The organism is Rhizobium sp. 22-785-1 (assembly GCF_053521965.1).
Genome location: NZ_JBNWDI010000007.1, coordinates 232,872 through 253,744, shown reverse-complemented (window position 1 = coordinate 253,744; position 20,873 = coordinate 232,872). Strand labels below are relative to the sequence as shown.

Below are 20,873 nucleotides of genomic sequence, written 5' to 3'. Positions count from 1 at the left end.
ACTTGTCTCCCATTCAGCGTCGCACACGCAGATCAACAAACAGCATCATCCTAAAACAGAAAAACCCGCCGAAAAATCGACGGGTTTGTCAGCGGTCTGGGGCCATTCTCTTGAATGGCCCTTTGCTTTTGCACTGACGATACGAGTTCTATAATTTCGTCTTGCGTCACTGTGAGGCAGCAGGCGTCGCCACTGGCTTTTGTTGCTCTGACAGAGCACGAAGTTCTGCAACGCGACGCTTATACTCGGCCTCTGTGATCTGGCCGCGACGGCGCGCCGCACCAAGAGCGGTCAGGTTCTGCTCCATGGTCGATGCTTCGTTTTCTTCCATTTGTGGCATGGCCGCCGTCATGGGCTTGGCAAAGGTCGGGAAAGTCCCCGTGTCACGCTTCTGCAACGGCCCGCCGCTCACAGGCTGAGCGCCAACGATTTGCGCTTTGGGTCTTTCCATATGGGCAGGATCGACGATTGGACCCGGTGTGGTACAGGCGGCTAACGGCAGAATCAGGCCGCAAACCGACAGCATCGACGCCGTTTTTATGCTTCCCGAATGCTTGCCCATTATCCTGCCCCACCTATAAGGTATCCATGGTTTTGCGGACGCGCTGAAACGGCGCCCGTGTCGGTGGAACTTGTATTCGTTTTCGTACAGAATGTGCAAATACAAAAATCGCCACCAAGGAGAACGTATGGCGGGCAAGAGAGGCGGACCGAACGATCCTGACGACAGGGGATCTAGTTACGATCCCAAATCCGCCGATGCCTATATTCTGCGTGATCCTCAAGCCTTCGCCATGAATATCGCCAGAGCTGTGGAAAATCTCGGAAAAGCAGCGTCCGAATGGCTCGCGCCGCGAGAACGCGGCGAGATTCCACAAACCGATGCCAGCCCTATGAGCGATGTATTTCAGACATTGTCCGACGTGGCTGAATACTGGATGGCAGAGCCGAAGCGCTCCGTGGAGGCACAGACTCATCTTCTTTCGAGCTATTTCGAAATCTGGCAAGCGTCTTTGATCCGACTTTCAGCGGATCAGCGCAACTCCGCGACAGAGAGAACCGCTTCCGAAAAACCACGCAGCCACAAGCGCTTCAGCGATGAGGACTGGAACGTAAATCCGTTCTTCGATTTCCTGCAGAAGGTCTATTTCGCAACTGCCGACTGGGCAGAGAAAATGGTGGCCGAGGCCGAAGGTCTCGACGAGCGTACCCGCGAAAAGGCGCGCTTCTACATGCGTCAGATGACGGAGGCGATTTCACCGGCTAACTTCGCCTTCACCAATCCACAGGTCTTTCGCGAGACGGTCGCCACCAGCGGGGCAAACCTCGTCAAGGGTATGGCGCAACTGGCCGAGGACATGGCCGCGGGTAAAGGTCACCTGAAGCTTCGCCAAACGGATTACAGCAAGTTTGTCATCGGTCAGAACATTGCCGTCTCATCGGGCAAGGTCATTGCGCGTAGCGAACTTTGCGAAATCATCCACTACGCGCCTTCGACCGAGACGGTGTTCAAACGCCCTCTCCTGATCATTCCCCCATGGATCAACAAATTCTATATTCTCGACCTCAATGCGCGGAAATCCTTTGTTAAGTGGTCAGTCGATCAGGGTCACAGCGTCTTTATGATCTCCTGGGTCAATCCAGATGCGAGACACGCTGAAAAAGGTTGGGAAGACTACATCCGTGAAGGTATAGATTTCGCGCTTGCGGCGATCGAACAGGCAACGGGCGAGCGCGAGGTCAACGCGGCAGGATACTGCATCGGTGGCACGCTTCTTTCGGCCACGCTCGCACTTCACGCCCAGGAAAATAACGATCGGATCCGTACGGCGACATTGCTGGCAGCACAGACGGATTTCACCCATGCGGGCGAGCTGAAAATCTTCGTAGACGAGCCTCAGCTTGCAGCACTCGACGCTCATATGAAAGCGGTTGGCTATCTGGACGGCGCAATCATGGCAGGCGTGTTCAACCTGCTGCGCGCCTCCGATCTGATCTGGCCCTACATGGTCGACAACTATCTGCGGGGCACGCAACCGCCACCGTTCGACCTGCTCTACTGGAACTCCGATTCCACCCGTGTGACAGCGGCCAATCACTCGTTCTATTTGCGTAACTGCTATTTGGAGAACAATCTGGCGGAAGGCCGGATGCACGTCCGTGGCAAAGTGCTGAACCTCAAGGATGTGACAGTGCCCGTCTACCATCTAGCCACCCACGACGACCATATCGCTCCGGCAAAATCAGTGTTCGAAGGCGCAAAGCTCTTCGGTGGGCCGGTCGAGTTCGTGCTCGGCGGCTCAGGTCACATAGCAGGTGTTGTCAATCCGCCGGATGCCGGAAAATATCAATACTGGACAGGGCCATCACCAACAGGTGACATTGAGGAATGGCAGCAAGGGAACCAGGTCCATACGGGGTCTTGGTGGCCGCATTGGCAGCGCTGGATCGAGGCACAGAGCGCGCAAAAGGTTGCGGCTCGCGTTCCAGGCGATGGGCAACTGACCCCGCTTGGTGACGCGCCTGGAACCTATGTTCTTGAATGATGTACACGTTAGAACGACACTCCCGCCATGCGCTTTGATTCTCCGCTTGTGCCCGCCACGCTCATATCCCGTTATAAGCGTTTTCTCTTCGATGCCGTTCTGGCCGACGGTACAACAATTACCGGGTCATGTCCCAATACAGGATCCATGCGCGGCTTGACCACGCCGGGCTCACGCATCTGGCTCTCCGAGCATGACAGCCCGACCCGAAAATATCGCCATATGCTGGAAATGGTCGAAGCGGACGGCACGATCGTCGGCATCAACACGGGAATGCCAAACAAGCTGACGGAGGAGGCGCTTCTTGCCAATCGAATCCCTTCGCTTCGCGGCTATGACACGCTGAAGCGAGAGCAGCGATATGGTATCAATTCCCGGATCGATTTTCTCCTGTCAGCAGCGGGACGACCGGACGCCTATGTCGAGGTGAAGAACGTGCATTTCATGCGCGAACCGGGACTGGCGGAGTTCCCGGATACCGCCACCAAGCGCGGAGCAAAACATCTGAATGAACTGGGTGACGCTGCGCAAGCCGGCCACCGCGCCGTGATGCTCTACCTGATCCAGCGCTCAGACTGTCACCGGATGCGCATCTGCTCGGACCTCGATCCCATTTACGCGGCAGCGTTCCAGCGCGCGACAGGGCGTGGTGTCGAGGCGTACGCCATCAATTGTGATATCTCACCGATAGAAATCGTCGCAAGCCGCATGGTTGCAATAGACGACTGGCCCACTGCTGCTTTATGAACGCAGGTGAACGCAAGACAGAAAGCGATAGAATGGTCACCTACATCGACGCGGCATCGGCTCCTTTGAAGAATACAGGCGTTATCCGCCTTTATAACTCGGAAGATTTCGAGGGCATGCGCAAGGCAAGTCAGTTGACTGCGCGATGCCTGGATGCACTTGCAGACATTGTAAAGCCGGGCGTGACGACCAATGCCATCGACCGCTTCGTCTTCGAGTTCGGCGCAGATCACGGCGCTCTTCCTGCAACGCTCAATTACCGCGGCTATACCAAATCCGTCTGCACATCCATCAACCATGTCGTCTGTCATGGCATTCCAGACGATAAGCCGCTGCGCGAAGGCGATATCGTCAATATCGATGTGACCTACGTCCTTGATGGCTGGTATGGTGATTCGAGCCGCATGTATCCCGTCGGCCAGATAAAACGATCAGCAGAGCGTCTGCTTGAAGTGACCTATGAGTGCCTCCTGCGCGGCATCGCTGCGGTAAAGCCGGGTGTGCGAACCGGCGCTATCGGCGCAGCCATCCAGGCCTATGCAGAAGGAGAGCGCTGCTCTGTCGTGACGGATTTTTGCGGCCATGGTGTTGGCCGCCTCTTCCATGACACGCCGAACATTCTGCATTACGGCAAGGAGAGCGACGGCCCGGAAATCCGCGAAGGCATGATCTTCACCATCGAGCCGATGATCAATCTCGGCAAGCCGCATGTTAAAGTTCTATCTGACGGCTGGACGGCGGTTACACGAGACCGATCCCTGTCGGCACAATACGAGCATGCGGTCGGTGTCACCGCTACGGGATGCGAGGTCTTCACCCTTTCTCCTGGTGGTTTCGACAGGCCTGGCTTACCTCCGCTCTAACAGCAAGCGACCGTCAGATGGCAAAAGCCCCCTCTCCTCCGCCGCAAAAGGCATCGTCACGTCAGGAAGAGAACGAGGGCAAAGACCTGTTCGATCCCGTCAACGAGCGCGGTCTATTTTCAGACCAACGCCCGGCCTCCAAGCAGCCAAAGGCGTCGCCCGAGCAAGAGCCAGCGCATTATCATGGCCACAGGGAGCGGCTGCGCGGCAAGTATCGAGACCAAGGTGATGCGGCGCTGGCGGATTATGAACTTCTCGAATTGTTGCTGTTCCGGCTCATTCCCCGCCGGGATACGAAACCGATCGCAAAAGCGTTGATTGCGCGTTTCGGCACACTAGCTGGCGTACTGGGAGCACCGCTGCCGCTGTTGCAGGAAGTGAAAGGCATCGGAGATACGGTGGCTCTCGACCTGAAGCTGATTGCTTCCGTTTCGCAGCGCATGCTGAAAAGCGAAATCCGCAACAAGCAGGTGCTTAGCTCATGGTCCTCTGTCATCGATTACTGTCATGCAGTGATGGCGCATGAAACGCGTGAGCAATTCCGCATCCTGTTTCTTGACAAGCGCAATGTGCTGATCGCCGACGAGATACAGGGGCAAGGTACAGTCGACCACACACCGGTCTATCCGCGGGAGGTCGTGCGACGTGCCCTGGAGCTGTCATCGACTGCGATCATTCTCGTCCACAATCACCCAAGCGGCGACCCCACTCCATCGCGAGCAGACATCGATATGACAAAGACGATCATCGACACGGCGAAACCGCTTGGTATCGCGATCCATGATCATATCATCATCGGCAAGGATGGTCATGTCAGCTTCAAGGGTCTGCGTCTGATTTAGAAATTTGCAGCAGAACCGTCAGCGCTTCGCCGCCGGACAACGCGCCAAAACAAGATATCGAGCATTGGAGGCGATCCCGTGATCGCTTGAAAATGCTCCTGATTGACGCGGCAAATTTTGTCCCGCATTGCGAACAACGATTGTTCCCGCATCCAGTAACGCACCGGTGTTAAACTTCCGGCCCGATACGATACACAACCTCAAGATTTACATTAATATAAAATCAACCTACAAACATTAGCATCTAAGAATTAACGCATGAAGCGTATCGGAGGATGCCATGGCCATTTTGGCAAGAATGCTTCGTCATCGTGGCGGCTCGTCAGCTGTCGAGTTCGCAATCATAGCTCCCATTTTTCTTTTGGTCCTTTTGACCATGATCGCCTACGGCATCTACCTGATGACGGCGCACTCCGTGCAACAGGTGGCTGCCGATGCGGCGAGAACCGCCGTCGCAGGTCTTAATAACAATGAAAGACAGGCACTGGCGAAGGACTTCGTCACCAGAACATCGCTTGGCTATGTTTTCATGGACAAGCGCTACTTCAATGTGACCGTAGGCCAGGATTTGAACAACAGCAATCAGTTCACCGTCACGGTAGAATATGATGCGACCGAGTTACCAATCTGGAACCTTTATTCTTACGCCCTTCCCGAGAAGACCATCAAACGTTTCTCGACAATCAGGATCGGAGGGGTTTGATATGCACGACAAGCGGCCTTCAAATTTTCAGATCTGGAAGAACAAGTCCGGCAATATAGCAATCACGGCAGGGCTGACGGCGCCCCTCTTTGTCGGCATCCTGGCGCTCGGGGTCGATTACGGAGCGCTTACCCTTCAGAAAAGAGAGTTGCAGCAAACGGCAGACCTCGCTGCCATCTCGGCGGCCGCGGCGGTCAACCCAGATCAAGCGGTTTTGCAGTACTTCAAACTCAACGGCAAAAAGATCGGTATCAAAACGGAAAACGGCCTGCTGACCGATACCGGCTTTGTTTCAGCTGATATCGAGGGAGAATTGGCCGGTGTCGATGGTTATGCGACCGTCACCAAAGGCCGCTATGTGCCAGATTCCACTGTCGACGTGGGGCAACGCTTCGTTGCGGACGCCAGCCCTACGAACGCGGTGAAAGTCGAAATCGTCGAAAAGGGCCAAATCTATTTCGCATCCAGCTTCACCACTGCGCCGAAGATTTCGGCAGTGGGCACGGCGGCGGCGTCGCGGGTCGCAGCTTTTTCCGTCGGCTCCCGGCTGCTCTCGCTCAATGAGGGCCTGTTGAACGCAGTTCTGAGTGGACTTCTGGGTTCTTCAGTCAACCTTAAACTCATGGATTATCAGGCCCTTGTCAGTGCCGACATCAATCTCTTGAAGACGATTGACATCCTGGCGATTGACCTTGGATTACAGGCGGGCACGTATCGTGATCTGCTTACCAAAGATATCACTCTCAGTCAGTTCCTCAACGCGCTTGGGCGAACGGGAGGGTTGCAGCCCTCGCTCGTGGCGACCATCAAGACTTTGGAGCGCGCTGCCAACAAAACCAGCATTAGCCTCCCACTGGAAAAGATCGTCAACCTGGGTCCGTTCCTCGGCAATATGGTCGGAAGCGGCGAAAATCTTAAGGTGACCGCAGAGCTGTTCGATCTGGTCTCAGCGGCGGCGATCGCCGCCAATGGCCATCAGCAGATTGCCATCAATGCGGGCGCGTCGGTACCCGGACTGGCCGCTACGAAATTGACCATCGCCATCGGTGAACCTCCCGTCAGCGCGCCGCCTCTGGCTGTCGGGTCAACGGGAACCGTCGTTCGCACGGCGCAGACGCGTCTGGCCATAGAGACATCTGTCACCGGTTTAAAGGCATTGCTTGGCCTGCAGATCAACCTCCCTCTCTATGTGGAGGTGGCCAATGCCGAAGCAAAGCTTGCGGATATCAGATGCATGACGCCGGGCAACGGTGCCGTCGATGTCGACGTCGTTCCGGGGCTGGCGGAAATAGCACTCGGAAATGTCGACACCAGCGCCTTCAATAATTTCGGACGAACTCCACGCGTGACCAAGACTTCGATCCTCGATTCCGCAGTCGTCAGGATCAATGGCATGGCACAGATTAATAGTGGCAATCTGACGAAGACCAGATTGACCTTCTATCAAGCCGACATCCAGCAGGCCAGGATCAAGCAGGTTTCCACCAAAGACGTGACGACCTCCCTTGTTGCTTCGCTTTTGAAGAAACTCGATGTCGATATCAACGTGCTTTTCCTTACGATCGGCTCGCCCGCGATCATTCAATCAGCGCTGGCCGATACGTTGAGCGCCGCCACCAAACCGATCGACGAGTTGTTATATAACACATTGCTCGTGATGGGCGTGAAGATCGGTGAAGCGGATGTGCGGGTGACCGATCTTCGCTGCATGCAGCCCGTGCTGGTTCAATGACGGTGTAAAGACAGGAAAGCCGCCGGATCGCTCCGGCGGCTTTCTTGTCTAATGGCTGAACTCTCACGCGTTGGCAACAGCCAGACGCTTTTCATCACGACCGCTCTTCATGCGCTCGGATAGAAGGAATGCCAGTTCCAACGCCTGGTCGGCATTCAGACGAGGGTCGCAATGCGTGTGATAGCGGTCGGACAGTGAGTCTGCCGTTACGGCACGCGCACCGCCGGTGCATTCGGTAACGTCCTTACCGGTCATCTCGATATGGATGCCGCCTGGATGCGTGCCCTCTGCACGGTGGATCTGGAAGAAGCTTTCCACTTCCGACAGAATGCGCTCGAATGGACGCGTCTTGTAGTGGTTGAGCGTGATTGTGTTGCCATGCATCGGATCGCAGGACCAGATAACCTTACGACCTTCCTTCTCGACAGCGCGGATCAGCTTCGGCAGATGGTCGGCGACCTTGTCATGACCAAAGCGGCAAATCAGCGTTAGGCGTCCTGCTTCGTTGGCGGGGTTCAGCGCGTCGATCAGCTGGATCAAATTGTCCGGCTGGAGCGACGGGCCGCACTTCAAACCGATCGGGTTCTTGATGCCGCGGAAATATTCCACATGCGCGTGGTCGAGCTGGCGTGTGCGGTCGCCGATCCACAGCATGTGGCCGGAGGTTGCATACCAATCGCCGGAGGTGGAATCGACGCGAGTCAGGGCCTCTTCATAACCCAGAAGCAACGCTTCGTGGCTGGTGAAGAAATCCGTTTCGCGAAGGCTTGGGTTGTTCTCGGCGCTAATGCCGATCGCCTTCATGAAGTCCATGGTTTCGGAGATACGACCGGCAAGCTTGCGATAACGATCCGCCTGCGGGGAATCCTTGACGAAGCCGAGCATCCACTGATGCACGTTTTCCAGGTTGGCGTAACCACCCATGGCGAAGGCGCGAAGCAGGTTCAGCGTTGCAGCCGACTGACGATAAGCATCCAGCTGGCGCTCCGGGTTGGGAATGCGCGAGGCTTCGTTGAACTCGATACCGTTGATGATGTCACCACGGTAGGACGGCAGCTCGACGCCATTCTGCGCCTCGATATTGGACGAACGCGGCTTGGCGAACTGACCGGCGATACGGCCAACCTTGACCACGGGCAGTTGCGCGCCATAGGTCAGAACCACGGCCATCTGGAGGAAGGCGCGGAAGAAGTCGCGAATATTGTCGGCGCCATGCTCCAGGAAGCTTTCGGCGCAGTCGCCTCCCTGCAGAAGAAAGGCCTCGCCTTCGGCGACGCTGGCGAGTTGCTTCTTCAGACGGCGCGCCTCACCGGCAAAAACCAGCGGAGGATAGCTCGCAAGCTGGGCTTCCGTCGCTGCAAGCGCAGCAGCGTCAGGATATTGCGGAACCTGCTGGATGGGCTTTTGTCTCCAGCTACCGGGCGTCCAATTCTGTGCCATTCTACTCACCTGTCTCCCCGCCCGAAAAATTGCGCGGGCGTGCGCACCTTTAAAAATTGAGCGGCTTATAAACCTTTGCAGGGAGCTTGCCTAGTCAATTACCGACGCTTTTGGACCTGCGCAAACCCTCTGCGATTCTAGATAATCCTTGAATTGAAGCCTGTGTGCTTCACGTCGTTGTTTTCGCAGCCCATCGCGATTGTGCAACCGCTGCGCTACGCGCCAAAGAAACAAGCCGAAATGGTCGAGACCGGTCGATGGCCATGTCTCCCATCGGTGATCATCGCCACTCTTCCTCTCCTTGAATTGATTACGCGTCATCCTCTCCATTGCAAACATCGTTTCCGGCAACATGATCTTTCTCCTGTGTTCCCGACAGGAGGTAAGGCAGAGGCTGCGACGGGCGTAGATGCAGGAATGAAAGGCGCGTTTCACCGGCAAACGATGCAAAGCCAGATGGATCCGGCTATAAATGACTCTATCAGCCGGAGAGCCTTCCATGACAGATGTAAACTGGGACGATCTGAAACTCTTCCATATCGTTGCGTCCGAGGGTGGTCTTGCAGACGCGGCAAGCCTGACCGGCATCAGCGCGCCGACGATCGGTCGAAAGATGCTCTTTCTCGAACGGACGATGGGGCGCACGCTCTTTATCCGCAGCCAGCAGGGCTACAAGCTGGCGCCCGACGGGGTGATCCTGTTTGAACGCGTTCAACATATGAGGCGGACGGCGGCAGATATCAGCCAGTGGCAGGGCGACGCCTTCTCACTACCCATCGTTTCGATTTCCTCCAACATCTGGCTGATGGGTTTCGTTGCCGAAAACACGAGCGCCATTCGCGGACCGGACGATGCCTTTCGACTTTGCTGCAAGCACTTCGGTCCCGAAGACGATCTGACCTACCGACGCGGAATGATCGGGGTCTTTGACGCATCCCCACAGAATGGCAATTTCGCAGTGCGCAAATCCGTTACGGTCAATTACTGCGCCTACCGGTCTGAGGGACTGACAACGACCGCATCCGCCCCCTGGATTTCAATCGGCACGGAAGTCGCGGCGTCGGATGCGGAGAAGTGGGTGTTTTGCAATCGGGAGCAGATGATCCACACATGGACAAATGCGCCAGCGCTCTTGCCGCGCCTGATCCAGAGCGGGGCCGGCAGGGGCGTTTTGCCCGCCTATATCGGCGACACTCTGCCAGGCGTGGTGCGAGACGGTGAGATCATCGAGGAGCTCGCTCACAACCTGTGGATCACCGTCAACGACGATGATCGACACACAGCGGAAATGCGGGTTGCCATCGATCGGCTCGCTGCGCTGTTGAAGCGCAACGAGCAACTATTCGAAGGCATGCGAGCCGAGCCTGTCGACCGCCAGAGCCCCGTTATACTCTTTCCCCGTTCTTGATGCGGTAGCTTGGCGAATACATCGTCACCAGCTCCTCGGCAGCAGTCGGGTGGACGGCCATGGTGGCGTCGAAGTCGTCCTTGGTGCAACCGGCCTTCAGCGTGATGCCGAGAAGCTGCGCCATCTCACCGGCCTCGTGACCCAGTATATGCGCGCCGACGACCTTTCTGTCCGCCGCATTGACGAGCAGCTTCATGATCGTCTTTTCAGACCGGCCCGAGAGCGTTGCCTTCATCGGGCGGAACTGCGCTCGGTAGATCTCGACCTCTTCGAACTTCGAAGCCGCCTGCTCCTCCGAAAGCCCGACCGTGCCGATTTCGGGCTGGGAGAAGACTGCAGTCGCAATCAGATGATGATCGGGCTTTGTCGGGTTGTTCTTGAACTCCGTCTCGATGAAGCACATCGCCTCATGAATGGCGACAGGTGTCAGCTGTACCCGATCGGTGACGTCGCCAAGCGCATAGATATGCGGGACAGTGGTGCGCGAATAGTCATCGACAACGATCGCGCCCTTCTCATTCGTATGGACTCCGGCTTTCTCCAATCCAAGCCCCTTAGTATTGGGTTCGCGTCCAAGCGCCAGCATCACCAGGCCAACATGAAGCGATGCGCCCTGCTTGGTGCGGGCGACGAAGCCACCTGCCCCGTCCTTGCTAACCTCCTGGATAAGGTCTTCGAGAACGATCCGGATGCCCTTGGCCTCCATCGCTTCATGAAGACCCTTGCGCAGATCGCCATCGAAGCCGTTCAGAATTTCCTTGCCACGGTAGATCAATGTCGTTTCAACACCGAGACCGTGAAAGATATTGGCAAATTCGACTGCGATGTAACCGCCGCCGGCAATCAATATCGATTTCGGCAGTTCCTCCAAATGGAAGGCCTCATTAGAGGAAATCGTTAATTCGTGACCGGGCAAGGCAGGATGTGCATTCGGCGTGCCCCCGACAGCAATGACGATGCGCTCGGCTGTCACCGTCTTTCCGGTATTGACGAGTTTAACCGTGTGGGCATCGACAAGCTCTGCACGCGTGTCGAAAATATCAGCCTTGGCGTTTTCCAGCCCCTTGCGATAAAGCCCCTCAAGCCGCTCTATCTCTTTGTCCTTGGCGGCAACAAGCTTTTTCCAGTCGAAGGCGCTCTCTCCGACAGTCCAGCCAAAACCCGCGGCATCCTCGAAATGCTCCGGATATTGGGAGGCGTACACAAAAAGCTTTTTCGGAACGCAGCCTCTGATGACACAGGTGCCGCCATACCGATATTCTTCAGCGATGCCGACCCGTTTCCCGAGCGATGCAGCGACCCGGGCACTACGCACGCCACCCGATCCGCCGCCGATAACAAAAAGATCATAGTCGTAGGATGTCATCATAAACCTCTGTCGTCAGCCGGAGCGCGCAACGACGGGAGGAAGAACATACCAGCCGCAGTCGAGCAAAATCAGTGCGTTAAGCGAAAGTACGCATCCAGAGATACGCAGTGCCAAGGCATCATATGGATGATCATATAGGTGTTAGACGCGGAAAAAGAAAAGCCCGGAATCGCTTCCGGGCTTTGAAAAATACTGAATGATCAGCGACCGATCATGGCTTCGGCGCAGGAGCCGCAGCGGGAGCCGGAGCTGTGGCGCCTGGAGCGCCGCCGACATTGGCTTCGTTAGCAGGAAGCGGCTGAAGGTCTGCACCGGCGACCTTTTGAAGTTCGGACATGCTGGCCGAGTTCAGGTCACGGTTGATGCCAGCCGCCCAGATGTCGGCAGCCTTCATCAGTTCACGCGTGGCGATCGGACCGTCCTTCAGAAGCTTCTTACCGGCTTCGCTACCATAGAAGGCAGAGATCGCCTTCAACTCGTCGATCGAGAAGGCGCGTGCGTAGGTGAGTGCTGCTTCTTTTTCCAGGTCGGCACGACGAGGAGCCAGTTCAAGCGCCTTCGCGTCAACGGTTGCGGTGATCTGATCCTGGACATTCGGGGACGCCTGGATGAGCTCGGACTTCAGGCGCTCGGCTAGACCCGGCAGAATGTTATCAAAGCGATCCGTCACGCCGAGTGCGGTGATAGCCTGCTTTGCAGCGGCGATATGCTCTGCAGAAATTTCCTGCGCGCGCACGGCAGTGCCGAACACAAGCCCAGAAATAAGGATCGAAGCAGCGGCAGCTTTGCCCAGTCCCGCTAGTTTACCCATCAACTCTCTCGCTCCTGTTATACTGTCGCATGCATCACGCGGGCGCCGTCCGGTCCTGCGATAATGGCAAGCGATGCCAAATTAATGAAAAGTCCGTGCTCGACGACGCCTGGAATCGCATGCAGCTGACGTGCCAGCGCTTCTGCATCAGGAATACGGCCAAATGATGCGTCGAAAATAAGATGACCGCCATCGGTCTTGAACGGTCCGTCTTCGGAAGAACGTAGTTTCAGCTCACCGGCAAGCCCCACCCTGGCCGCCAGTTTTTCGATAGCGATGCGGGTTGCAGCCATACCGAAAGCATTCACCTCGATGGGCAGCGGAAATGCGCCGAGCGTTTCCACGACCTTCGTCTGATCCGCAATCACGATCATGCGTGCCGACGCCGCCGCGACAATCTTTTCTCGCAACAGAGCTCCGCCGCCGCCCTTGACCAACCGAAGCGCATGATCGACTTCGTCGGCGCCATCGATCGTGAGATCGAGCTCTGGCAGTTCATCCAGGGACTTCAGTGGAACGCCAAGTTCGACGCACAGGCGCGCGGTGCGCTCCGAGGTGGGAACACCTTGAACCTTAAGACCGTTCGCCACCTTCTCGGCAAGCAGGCGAACGAATTCTTCCGCGGTAGAGCCCGTACCAATGCCCAGACGCATTCCGTCCTCGACATAGGTCAATGCTGCCTCTGCGGCCTTGATCTTCATTTGGCGGGCATCCATGCGCCTGCAACTCCGCTTTATATCATGGGCCATGCGCCTGTTGATCGCGCTTGTGCCCGTATGGTTTTGTGCAGCGGCGGGCCCGTTAGCAAGGTGCCGGACCGCTGCGACTGCGTGTGTTTACACGGCTCGAAACTCAAACGAAAGCCCCTTCTGCTGCTTCAAAATGAACCATTCAGTGGTTTCGTTCGAAATGAGATGGTGTGAGCGGGCAGGCAATCGAGGGCGAAACCTAAAGCTTTTGCGCACAAGTCCTCAATCCTGTCGAATTGGATTTCGATTTCCGCCCCGATGCGCTAGGTTCGCGCGATATTTGCCCCACAGACGAGGTTTCCTCTTTGACTTCACCCCTTGTTATATTCGATCTCGACGGCACGCTCGTCGATACGGCTCCGGACCTGATCGACAGCCTGAACCACACCATTGCTGCTGCGGGCCTTGCACCCGTCACCTTCAACGATCTGACACATCTGGTTGGCCAGGGTGTTCGTGTGATGGTCCAACGCGCCTTCGCGCTCAGGAACAAAGAGTTGCCGGAGGAGGACGTCGAGCCGCTGCACGAGCGTTTCATCGCCCATTACAGAGAGGAGATGCCTGGACAAAGCAAGCCTTATCCCGGCGTTCCAGAAGCACTGGATCGCCTCGCCGCGGAAGGTTTCAGCCTCGCCGTCTGCACCAACAAGACATCCGTTCTAGCCATCCCACTGCTGGAAAAACTGGGACTGAAGGATCGCTTTTCCACCATTACCTGCGGCGATACGTTTGAATGGCGCAAACCGGATGCCCGCCATATTCTTGGTACGATCGAGAAGGCTGGCTGCGATCCGGCTCGCAGCGTAATGGTGGGTGACAGTGTCAACGACATTCTGGCGGCCAAGAACGCCAAGATTCCCGCTATCGGCGTGACCTTCGGCTACACCGACGTTCCCATGGCAGAGCTTGGGCCGGATGTGACGATAGACAGCTTCGATGCGCTGGATGCAGCGCTTGTGGAGAGGCTTCTGAAATCGCGGGCAAATGCGGCGTGACGTAATCGCCTGGAGCAGGTCGCGCAAAGTGCAACAGTTTTGCATCCAAGACAGGCGATGAAACAGTCTCTAAGCGAATCTGAAAGATCGAGGCACACGTAAAATGCCACCATCCCCGGCCTTCTGCCGGGGATTTTTTGTATCACACGCAAAAAAGCCGGCCACAGGGACCGGCTTTTTTTTGCAAAACTTGAACGCGAATTAACGCGAGTAGAATTCGACGACCAGATGCGGTTCCATGATGACGGCGTAAGGCACGTCAGCAAGAGCCGGTACGCGAGCGAAGGTCGCGGTCATCTTGTTATGATCGACTTCGATGTAGTCCGGAACGTCGCGTTCTGCGAGCTGAACAGCTTCGAGAACGATTGCGAGCTGCTTGGACTTCTGGCGAACTTCGATAACGTCGCCGACCTTGCAACGGTACGAACCGATGTTGACGCGAACGCCGTTAACCGTGACGTGGCCATGGTTGACGAACTGGCGAGCCGCGAAAACGGTCGGTACGAACTTGGCGCGGTAGACGATGGCGTCCAGACGCGACTCGAGCAGGCCGATCAGGTTCTCGGAGGTGTCGCCCTTGCGGCGGTTGGCTTCGTCGTAGGTCGCACGGAACTGCTTTTCGCGCAGTTCGCCGTAGTAACCCTTCAGCTTCTGCTTGGCGCGCAGCTGCGTACCGAAGTCGGACATCTTGCCCTTACGGCGCTGGCCGTGCTGGCCTGGGCCGTATTCGCGACGATTAACCGGGGACTTCGGACGGCCCCAGATATTTTCGCCCATACGGCGGTCAATTTTATACTTGGACGATTCGCGCTTGCTCATCGCATTTCCTTTTCAACAGTTTGCACCGGTCTGTTGCCAAACCGGGTGAAGGAAACACGCCCTCCTCTGAGATCCGGTTAGGAACCTCTGACAGGCTTCTCACATGCGAGATGGAGAAACCACGGGACATGTCGGTGATATTGACCGCCGAACGTCAGTGACTTACTGCAAGGCAGTCAACGAAACACACCGGACATTTCTGCCCGGCGTTGATGGGGCTTCTAGGGTCGCTTCATAAAAATGTCAACGACAAAAAATGAAGACGCCCCTTGAAACCGTAGCCGATCCTCCCATTTCATTCGGGTGATCAGGACTCGGGCCCCTCTGGCGTATTACCGGACAATACGCGATGTCGAGTCTCCAAGGTTGGGGCGCGTCTTTTTTTCCATCTCGTTTCCCGACCGTTGAGCCAACCTCGTCCGGACAAAGGTTGACTGATGGACTTTCTGTTTACGGATTTTCTCGGTACCCCCACATGGATGTGGGGCATTTTCATCACCCTCGTTCTAGGCCTTTTGGCGCTGGATCTTGGTGTTCTGCATAAGAACTCCAAGGAAATCGGCATCAAGGAAAGCCTTTTGATGTCGGGCTTCTACATTGCAATCGGCCTGGCCTTCGGTGGATGGATCTGGTTCCAGTCCGGCCAGCAGCCGGCCATGGAATATGTGACGGGCTTCGTTGTGGAAAAAAGCCTGGCGATGGACAACATCTTCATCATCGCCATGATTTTCTCCTACTTCTCAATCCCGCGCCAATACCAGCACCGCGTCCTGCTCTGGGGCATTCTCGGCGTCATCGTCCTTCGCGGCATCATGATTGCCGCTGGCGCTGCAATTGTCGAAAACTTCCACTGGGTTCTCTATCTCTTCGCGGCCTTCCTGGTGTTTACCGGCATCAAGATGCTGTTTTCCAGCGGCCACGACGAACAGGATATCGGCAAAAATCCGATCCTGAACTTCTTGCGCGCACGACTGCCGGTTACCGACAGGCTTCACGAGGAGCGTTTCTTCGTCAAGCAGCCTGACGCAAAGACCGGCAAGCTCAAGACGTTCGTGACGCCGCTGTTCCTCGCGCTTGTGATGGTAGAAATTGCCGACCTGATCTTCGCGGTCGACTCGATCCCGGCGATCTTCGCGATCACCACCGACCCTTTCATTGTCTACACGTCGAACATCTTCGCGATCCTTGGACTGCGCGCACTCTACTTTGCGCTCGCTGCCCTGATCCACCGCTTCGCTTATCTGAAGTACGCTTTGGCTGCGGTGCTGGTCTTCGTCGGTTCCAAGATCTTCGTGGCAGACATGCTGGGTATTGCAAAGATCCCGCCTGCCGTATCTCTGGGCGTGACCGTGGCTATCCTTCTTACGGGTATTGTCGGTTCTCTGCTTGCGACGAAGGACGACAAGAAGGTTATCGAAGAACGGTAAGGGCTTCGCTTTTGACGCCAGAGCGCCGTGCGTCCTCCCGGACGTACGGCGCTTGTTTCAATCCAGACATGTCTCTGCGAAAATCTGATTCCTCGGTGCGCAAACCAGTTCGCGGCGTCACTCCGCTGCCAGACTCATATCTCCATCCGGTGCATCCGCATCGCCCGGCGCCGTCTTGGCGTCTAGGTCCGGAAAGGCGACTATGCGCTTGCCGGTGAAGTCGGCATGAACCACCACCAGTTCCTTCTCCTCGAAGTAACCGAGCAGCCGTCTTGCGCGGCGTGCCGAATGTGTGCCGTAGGCGCGTGCGATTCTTGCATCCGAGGGGCACGGCTCTTGCGCAAGCGCGGCCTTGACCAGAAGCAGAAAGACGCCTTGCAGGTCGTCCGACACGCTTCTCGAAAGCTCCAACGCCTTTTGCCAATTCTCACTTGCAGCCATCTCCACATCCACGCCCGAGCGGGTGATGGCGATCTGGCGGCGAAACTCCGAAAGCGCCATCGGCGTGCCAGGTATGCGGCGCATCCGAGCGCGAACGAGGAAGTCCTGATAGAGGACTGCATCGGTGCGGTAGGCCGATTGCGGATCGTCGAGAATTTCTGTCAAAACGGCGGTGATCTTTTCCTCGCGCTCTTCCGGTGTCAGTTCCGGCTGGCTCGAACGCGAAGGTTGCTCGGAAGCAGGCGCGATGGCGGCAGGCGTCGAGCGTGAGAGCTCCGCGAGAATATCGGTTGTAGGGCGAGGAGCCGGCGGTGTACGACGGACGACAGGACGGTTGAACTCTTCCGGGTCCGGCGTGAAGATCAAGTCTTCCACATCCTGGGGCGCATCCGGCAGCGGCATGAGCTTTGGCGATGACGAACGTGCCGATGTTTCCACCGGACCGATGACGATCGGCAGCGGGCGTCTCGACAGGGCCGGGCCGAGGGCCACGAAATTGCCGCGCTGAAGATCGCGAAACATTTCCGCTTGGCGACGGTCCATACCGAGGAGATCTGCGGCGCGCGCCATATCGATATCGAGGAAGGTACGGCCCATCAGGAAGTTGGAGGCTTCAGCCGCGACATTCTTGGCGAGCTTGGCCAATCTCTGTGTGGCGATCACGCCGGCGAGGCCGCGTTTGCGCCCGCGGCACATCAGGTTTGTCATCGCACCCAATGAGGCTTTGCGCGCGTCTTCCGTCACCTCGCCGCCGACGGAGGGCGCAAACATCTGTGCTTCGTCGACCACCACCAGCACCGGATACCAATATTCACGATCGGCGTCGAACATGCCATTGAGGAAAGCGGCGGCAGCACGCATCTGTTGTTCGATGTCCAGTCCCTCAAGCGTCAGGACACATGACACGCGATGCTGACGAATGCGATTAGCAATGCCTGCAAGCTCCGCTTCAGTACGCTCACCATCCACCACGACATGACCGAACTTGTCGGACAAAGTGACGAAATCGCCCTCGGGATCGATGATCACCTGCTGCACCCAGGGTGCGGATTGCTCCAGCAGGCGACGCAGAAGATGCGACTTTCCGGAACCGGAATTGCCCTGCACCAGTAAACGCGTGGCAAGCAATTCCTCGATATCGAGCTTGGCACTCTGCCCGCCCGAAAGCGTTCCCATGTCGATACCGACCTGCACTTGTACACTTCCCTGCACTGCTATGAACGAAGGTGCCGATTCATTGAACGGCGAACACTCTCTTTACCAAAGTTTTACTCAAAAGCCCGGACGCATCGCAACAATGCACAGGGAATTGAAAAACTCATTGCTGTTCATCACGCGGTACCAGAGCGCGTGCGACCGAAGGAGAGGCGGCGGCCAAAAACGTTCAGCGCCAGACCTGCGACAACGAGAGCGCTACCAACGATTTCCAGAACCGTGATGTGTTCGGAGAAGGCGAAGTATGCACCCATAAATCCGACGATCGGCACCAGCAGTGAAAACGGAGCCACGGTTCCCGCCGGATAGCGCAGCAACAAAAAGCTCCAGATCCCTGCGCCGATGATCGTTGCACCATAGGCCATGTAGGCAACGACGCCTACCGTCATCATGTTGGCGTTGGCCAGACCGTCGCGGATCGCTTGTGGGCCTTCGAGCAGCAACGAAAGCGCAATCAATGGCAGCACGGGCGCAAGGCTCGTCCATGCCACGAAGGAGATGGCGTTCACCCGACCAACCTTGCGATTGACGATATTGCCGATCGCCCAGCTGAAGGCCGCGCCGACACACATTAGCAGGGGAACGAGGGCCGTCAGCTCCAGACGTTCCAGAGCGATCACCGCAAGGCCTGAAAAAGCGACAGCTGCGCCGGCAATATGGGACTTCAGCGGGACTTCACCCAGCAACGTGACGGCGAGCGCCATGGTGAAGAACGCCTGCGACTGCATAACGAGTGAAGCAAGCCCGGCAGGCAGCCCCCACTTGATGGCCGTATAAAGCAGTCCGAACTGCGCGCAACCCATGACCATGCCGTAAACGACCATGTGCTTCCACGGCACTTTCGGGCGCGGCAGGAAGAACATCAACGGGACGGCTGCGAAAAGGTAACGCAGAGCTGTCAGGAAAAGCGGCGGCATATCCATGACGCCGATTTTGATGACCACGAAGTTGAAACCCCAGAGGAAGACCGTGACGAGAGCAAGAAGGATGTGCGGCGCTGACATTGTTCAATCCAAACTCGCGCCGCGCAGACTGGCGACGCTTTTATGCAGCAGCTTTCTTCCAGCCTGCCGCGAGCAGTCCGGCACCGATCAAAAGTCCGCCGCCGGTGCGATTGACGACACGCTGGACGGAGGGCTTGCGAATGGTGTTGCGCGCTGCACTCGCCAGCAACCCATAAAGAGCCGCGTTGCAAGTCGCAAGCACAAGAAAAGTAACTTCGAAAATAAGCACCTGCGGCCAGAACGGAAGGTTCGGCACGAGGAACTGCGGCAGGAAGGCGACGAAAAAGATGATGCTCTTCGGGTTCAGCGCCGTCACGATATAGGTATGGAGAAATATTTTTATCGGACGCTCACGCCCTGTCACATTTCCCTCCCCGTCAGACGAAGCTCCAACGGGCGCTCGCCAGAGTTTGATACCGAGATAGATCAGATAGGCAGCACCCACCCACTTCAAGATCGTGAAGAGCGCGGCAGACGTTGCCAGCAGCGCACCGAGGCCCAGCATTGAGGCCGTCATGGCGGTGAAGTCGCCAAGGGCTACGCCAGCAACCGTGGCGCTGCTTGCCTTTCGGCCGTGTCCGAGCGCATAGGAAATGACTAGGAGGATCGTGGGCCCTGGAATGGCGAGCATGACGGCGGATGCGGCCACGAAGGCCAGCCAGTTTTCAATCGGCATCGGTAAATCCCCTCTCGAAACAAAGAGAAAGTAAGCCATCGGCCAGCAGGACAGGCAAGTACCTTTTTTCAACTATTGAGAAGCAGCTCACGCGGCAAAGTTGCTACCTATTTTTCGCCCCACCGGTTCTTGAATACCAATTGGTCTAACGGCAGGCGTTGGCGCCATCCCTTCACTGCAAGCTCTGGCTCCGCGTAGAGTTCAGAAACATATCCCAGGCAAAGCCACGCCACGATTTGAATGTGATGCGGGATATCCAGTATCTCTCGGATATCATCGTCATGAAAGATGCTGACCCAGCCAACGCCGACGCCCTCGGCACGTGCTGCCAGCCAGAGGTTCTGGACTGCGCAGACCGTGGAATAAACATCCATATGAGGATTGTGGGTGCGCCCCAGCACCACATCGCCACCTCTTGTCGGATCGCAGGTGACGCAGATGGAGAGCGGCGCCTTCCTGATTCCTTCCAGCTTCAGACTGCGATAAAGCGACTGTTTTTCATCTGCAAACATCTGTGCCGCTTCCTCATTGGCACGGCTGAAGGCCTGCCACACGGCCTGTTTGATCTCACCATTCGTGACGAGGGTAAAATTCCACGGCTGCATAAAGCCGACCGAAGGCGCGGCGTGGGCTGCAGCAAGCAGCTTTCCGATCAGTTCATACGGTAGCGGATCGGATAAAAACTCATTGCGGACATCGCGGCGAGTCTCGATAGCGCGGTAGACCGCAGCCTTGTCGTCTTCGGCAAATTCAAAAGCTGGCCTCAGGCCGCGCCGGGTGTCATCAGGTCGCATCGTCAATCCCCAACAATGCAGGAAGTACCGCGTGAGGACGCAGATTGCGCCGCGTCACACACCTCCTTCCTCACAACCTGCCGCCGTCCGCGCGGACTGGTCCATCGTGTCAGGCCGGTCTTCTGACTTGGCTTCTTCTGACCGTTGCCGCCTTCCCGAGATTGCTCAGTGGCATATGGCGACGGTCATCCGCCTCACAGCGTTGGGCACGTTGCGGTCTTGCACCGCATTCCCGATTCTCCCGCTCAAGCAGGCACCTGACGAAAACCGTATGTCCAATTGTTGGCGCCAA

Annotated in this window: 19 protein-coding genes and 1 riboswitch; of the genes, 9 read left to right on the top strand and 10 right to left on the bottom strand. The window is 56.8% G+C overall.

Going from position 1 to position 20,873, the window contains the following annotated elements; translation table 11 throughout:
* Positions 1–166: 166 nt before the first annotated feature.
* On the bottom strand, positions 167–562 hold the full coding sequence (locus ACQZ5M_RS16010; RefSeq protein ID WP_296076713.1) for a hypothetical protein: 396 nt from the start codon (positions 560–562) through the stop codon (positions 167–169).
* Between the two features lie 127 nt (positions 563–689).
* Between ACQZ5M_RS16010 and ACQZ5M_RS16005 the strand changes: the two genes are divergently transcribed.
* From ACQZ5M_RS16005 to ACQZ5M_RS15980, 6 genes are all read left to right on the top strand, one after another.
* Positions 690–2,546 carry a PHA/PHB synthase family protein gene (locus ACQZ5M_RS16005; RefSeq protein WP_449080243.1) on the top strand — a complete coding sequence of 619 codons (1,857 nt, stop codon included), beginning with the start codon at positions 690–692 and terminating at the stop codon, positions 2,544–2,546.
* A gap of 27 nt (positions 2,547–2,573) precedes the next feature.
* Positions 2,574–3,293 carry a DNA/RNA nuclease SfsA gene (sfsA, locus tag ACQZ5M_RS16000; RefSeq protein WP_449080242.1) on the top strand — a complete coding sequence of 240 codons (720 nt, stop codon included), beginning with the start codon at positions 2,574–2,576 and terminating at the stop codon, positions 3,291–3,293.
* 32 nt (positions 3,294–3,325) lie between these two features.
* Positions 3,326–4,156: a type I methionyl aminopeptidase gene (map, locus tag ACQZ5M_RS15995; RefSeq protein WP_296018415.1), complete on the top strand. Its 831-nt coding sequence runs from the start codon at positions 3,326–3,328 to the stop codon at positions 4,154–4,156.
* Between the two features lie 17 nt (positions 4,157–4,173).
* Positions 4,174–4,998 carry a RadC family protein gene (gene radC / locus ACQZ5M_RS15990; protein WP_449080241.1) on the top strand — a complete coding sequence of 275 codons (825 nt, stop codon included), beginning with the start codon at positions 4,174–4,176 and terminating at the stop codon, positions 4,996–4,998.
* 280 nt (positions 4,999–5,278) lie between these two features.
* Entirely contained in the window at positions 5,279–5,701 is a 423-nt protein-coding gene (locus ACQZ5M_RS15985) for a TadE/TadG family type IV pilus assembly protein (RefSeq protein ID WP_296018420.1), read from the top strand.
* Position 5,702: 1 nt separating this feature from the next.
* The gene (locus tag ACQZ5M_RS15980; protein ID WP_296076612.1) at positions 5,703–7,433 is read left to right on the top strand and encodes a TadG family pilus assembly protein; all 1,731 of its coding nucleotides are present in this window, start codon (positions 5,703–5,705) and stop codon (positions 7,431–7,433) included.
* A 63-nt stretch (positions 7,434–7,496) separates the two neighbouring features.
* Here the strand turns inward: ACQZ5M_RS15980 and ACQZ5M_RS15975 are convergent, their stop codons facing one another.
* Complete coding sequence (locus ACQZ5M_RS15975) at positions 7,497–8,873, bottom strand: class II 3-deoxy-7-phosphoheptulonate synthase (RefSeq protein WP_296018422.1); 1,377 nt, start codon at positions 8,871–8,873, stop codon at positions 7,497–7,499.
* Positions 8,874–9,372: 499 nt separating this feature from the next.
* On the opposite strand from ACQZ5M_RS15975, the gene ACQZ5M_RS15970 reads away from it, so the two are divergent.
* The gene (locus ACQZ5M_RS15970; RefSeq protein WP_449080240.1) at positions 9,373–10,281 is read left to right on the top strand and encodes a LysR family transcriptional regulator; all 909 of its coding nucleotides are present in this window, start codon (positions 9,373–9,375) and stop codon (positions 10,279–10,281) included.
* On the opposite strand, the gene gor is transcribed toward ACQZ5M_RS15970, so the two are convergent.
* The 3 genes from gor to rpiA form a co-directional block, all read right to left on the bottom strand.
* The gene (gor, locus tag ACQZ5M_RS15965; RefSeq protein ID WP_296076719.1) at positions 10,259–11,647 is read right to left on the bottom strand and encodes a glutathione-disulfide reductase; all 1,389 of its coding nucleotides are present in this window, start codon (positions 11,645–11,647) and stop codon (positions 10,259–10,261) included. The two genes, ACQZ5M_RS15970 and gor, sit on opposite strands and share 23 nt — an antisense overlap.
* A 214-nt stretch (positions 11,648–11,861) precedes the next feature.
* Positions 11,862–12,461 carry a DUF2059 domain-containing protein gene (locus ACQZ5M_RS15960; protein ID WP_296019087.1) on the bottom strand — a complete coding sequence of 200 codons (600 nt, stop codon included), beginning with the start codon at positions 12,459–12,461 and terminating at the stop codon, positions 11,862–11,864.
* Positions 12,462–12,478: 17 nt separating this feature from the next.
* A complete protein-coding gene (gene rpiA, locus ACQZ5M_RS15955) occupies positions 12,479–13,177 on the bottom strand; it encodes a ribose-5-phosphate isomerase RpiA (RefSeq protein WP_296076606.1) in 699 nt (232 codons plus the stop codon).
* Between the two features lie 338 nt (positions 13,178–13,515).
* Between rpiA and gph the strand changes: the two genes are divergently transcribed.
* Positions 13,516–14,205 carry a phosphoglycolate phosphatase gene (gene gph / locus ACQZ5M_RS15950; protein WP_296076603.1) on the top strand — a complete coding sequence of 230 codons (690 nt, stop codon included), beginning with the start codon at positions 13,516–13,518 and terminating at the stop codon, positions 14,203–14,205.
* A 201-nt stretch (positions 14,206–14,406) separates the two neighbouring features.
* Here the strand turns inward: gph and rpsD are convergent, their stop codons facing one another.
* Positions 14,407–15,024: a 30S ribosomal protein S4 gene (gene rpsD / locus ACQZ5M_RS15945; protein WP_296019094.1), complete on the bottom strand. Its 618-nt coding sequence runs from the start codon at positions 15,022–15,024 to the stop codon at positions 14,407–14,409.
* 437 nt (positions 15,025–15,461) lie between these two features.
* On the opposite strand from rpsD, the gene ACQZ5M_RS15940 reads away from it, so the two are divergent.
* Entirely contained in the window at positions 15,462–16,451 is a 990-nt protein-coding gene (locus ACQZ5M_RS15940; RefSeq protein WP_296019097.1) for a TerC family protein, read from the top strand.
* Between the two features lie 117 nt (positions 16,452–16,568).
* Here the strand turns inward: ACQZ5M_RS15940 and ACQZ5M_RS15935 are convergent, their stop codons facing one another.
* The 4 genes from ACQZ5M_RS15935 to bluB form a co-directional block, all read right to left on the bottom strand.
* Entirely contained in the window at positions 16,569–18,086 is a 1,518-nt protein-coding gene (locus ACQZ5M_RS15935) for a helicase HerA domain-containing protein (protein ID WP_449080239.1), read from the bottom strand.
* Positions 18,087–18,223: 137 nt separating this feature from the next.
* The gene (locus ACQZ5M_RS15930; protein ID WP_296019100.1) at positions 18,224–19,111 is read right to left on the bottom strand and encodes an EamA family transporter; all 888 of its coding nucleotides are present in this window, start codon (positions 19,109–19,111) and stop codon (positions 18,224–18,226) included.
* Positions 19,112–19,151: 40 nt separating this feature from the next.
* Positions 19,152–19,787 carry a LysE family translocator gene (locus tag ACQZ5M_RS15925; protein ID WP_296019104.1) on the bottom strand — a complete coding sequence of 212 codons (636 nt, stop codon included), beginning with the start codon at positions 19,785–19,787 and terminating at the stop codon, positions 19,152–19,154.
* Between the two features lie 107 nt (positions 19,788–19,894).
* Positions 19,895–20,581 (bottom strand): 5,6-dimethylbenzimidazole synthase, encoded by a 687-nt coding sequence (gene bluB, locus ACQZ5M_RS15920; RefSeq protein WP_296019106.1) that lies wholly within the window; start codon positions 20,579–20,581, stop codon positions 19,895–19,897.
* Between the two features lie 95 nt (positions 20,582–20,676).
* A riboswitch (cobalamin riboswitch) is annotated at positions 20,677–20,857 on the bottom strand.
* Positions 20,858–20,873: the final 16 nt, after the last annotated feature.

What these genes read in the sequence shown, in the direction of transcription:
- ACQZ5M_RS15970 (WP_449080240.1), top strand. Translation starts at nt 9,373, where the DNA reads ATGACAGATGTAAACTGGGACGATCTGAAACTCTTCCATATCGTTGCG.
- rpsD (WP_296019094.1), bottom strand. Translation starts at nt 15,024, where the DNA reads ATGAGCAAGCGCGAATCGTCCAAGTATAAAATTGACCGCCGTATGGGC.
- bluB (WP_296019106.1), bottom strand. Translation starts at nt 20,581, where the DNA reads ATGCGACCTGATGACACCCGGCGCGGCCTGAGGCCAGCTTTTGAATTT.
- sfsA (WP_449080242.1), top strand. Translation starts at nt 2,574, where the DNA reads ATGCGCTTTGATTCTCCGCTTGTGCCCGCCACGCTCATATCCCGTTAT.
- ACQZ5M_RS15960 (WP_296019087.1), bottom strand. Translation starts at nt 12,461, where the DNA reads ATGGGTAAACTAGCGGGACTGGGCAAAGCTGCCGCTGCTTCGATCCTT.
- ACQZ5M_RS15930 (WP_296019100.1), bottom strand. Translation starts at nt 19,111, where the DNA reads ATGTCAGCGCCGCACATCCTTCTTGCTCTCGTCACGGTCTTCCTCTGG.
- ACQZ5M_RS15940 (WP_296019097.1), top strand. Translation starts at nt 15,462, where the DNA reads ATGGACTTTCTGTTTACGGATTTTCTCGGTACCCCCACATGGATGTGG.
- ACQZ5M_RS16010 (WP_296076713.1), bottom strand. Translation starts at nt 562, where the DNA reads ATGGGCAAGCATTCGGGAAGCATAAAAACGGCGTCGATGCTGTCGGTT.
- rpiA (WP_296076606.1), bottom strand. Translation starts at nt 13,177, where the DNA reads ATGGATGCCCGCCAAATGAAGATCAAGGCCGCAGAGGCAGCATTGACC.
- ACQZ5M_RS16005 (WP_449080243.1), top strand. Translation starts at nt 690, where the DNA reads ATGGCGGGCAAGAGAGGCGGACCGAACGATCCTGACGACAGGGGATCT.
- ACQZ5M_RS15980 (WP_296076612.1), top strand. Translation starts at nt 5,703, where the DNA reads ATGCACGACAAGCGGCCTTCAAATTTTCAGATCTGGAAGAACAAGTCC.
- ACQZ5M_RS15925 (WP_296019104.1), bottom strand. Translation starts at nt 19,787, where the DNA reads ATGCCGATTGAAAACTGGCTGGCCTTCGTGGCCGCATCCGCCGTCATG.
- ACQZ5M_RS15985 (WP_296018420.1), top strand. Translation starts at nt 5,279, where the DNA reads ATGGCCATTTTGGCAAGAATGCTTCGTCATCGTGGCGGCTCGTCAGCT.
- map (WP_296018415.1), top strand. Translation starts at nt 3,326, where the DNA reads ATGGTCACCTACATCGACGCGGCATCGGCTCCTTTGAAGAATACAGGC.
- gor (WP_296076719.1), bottom strand. Translation starts at nt 11,647, where the DNA reads ATGACATCCTACGACTATGATCTTTTTGTTATCGGCGGCGGATCGGGT.
- ACQZ5M_RS15975 (WP_296018422.1), bottom strand. Translation starts at nt 8,873, where the DNA reads ATGGCACAGAATTGGACGCCCGGTAGCTGGAGACAAAAGCCCATCCAG.
- radC (WP_449080241.1), top strand. Translation starts at nt 4,174, where the DNA reads ATGGCAAAAGCCCCCTCTCCTCCGCCGCAAAAGGCATCGTCACGTCAG.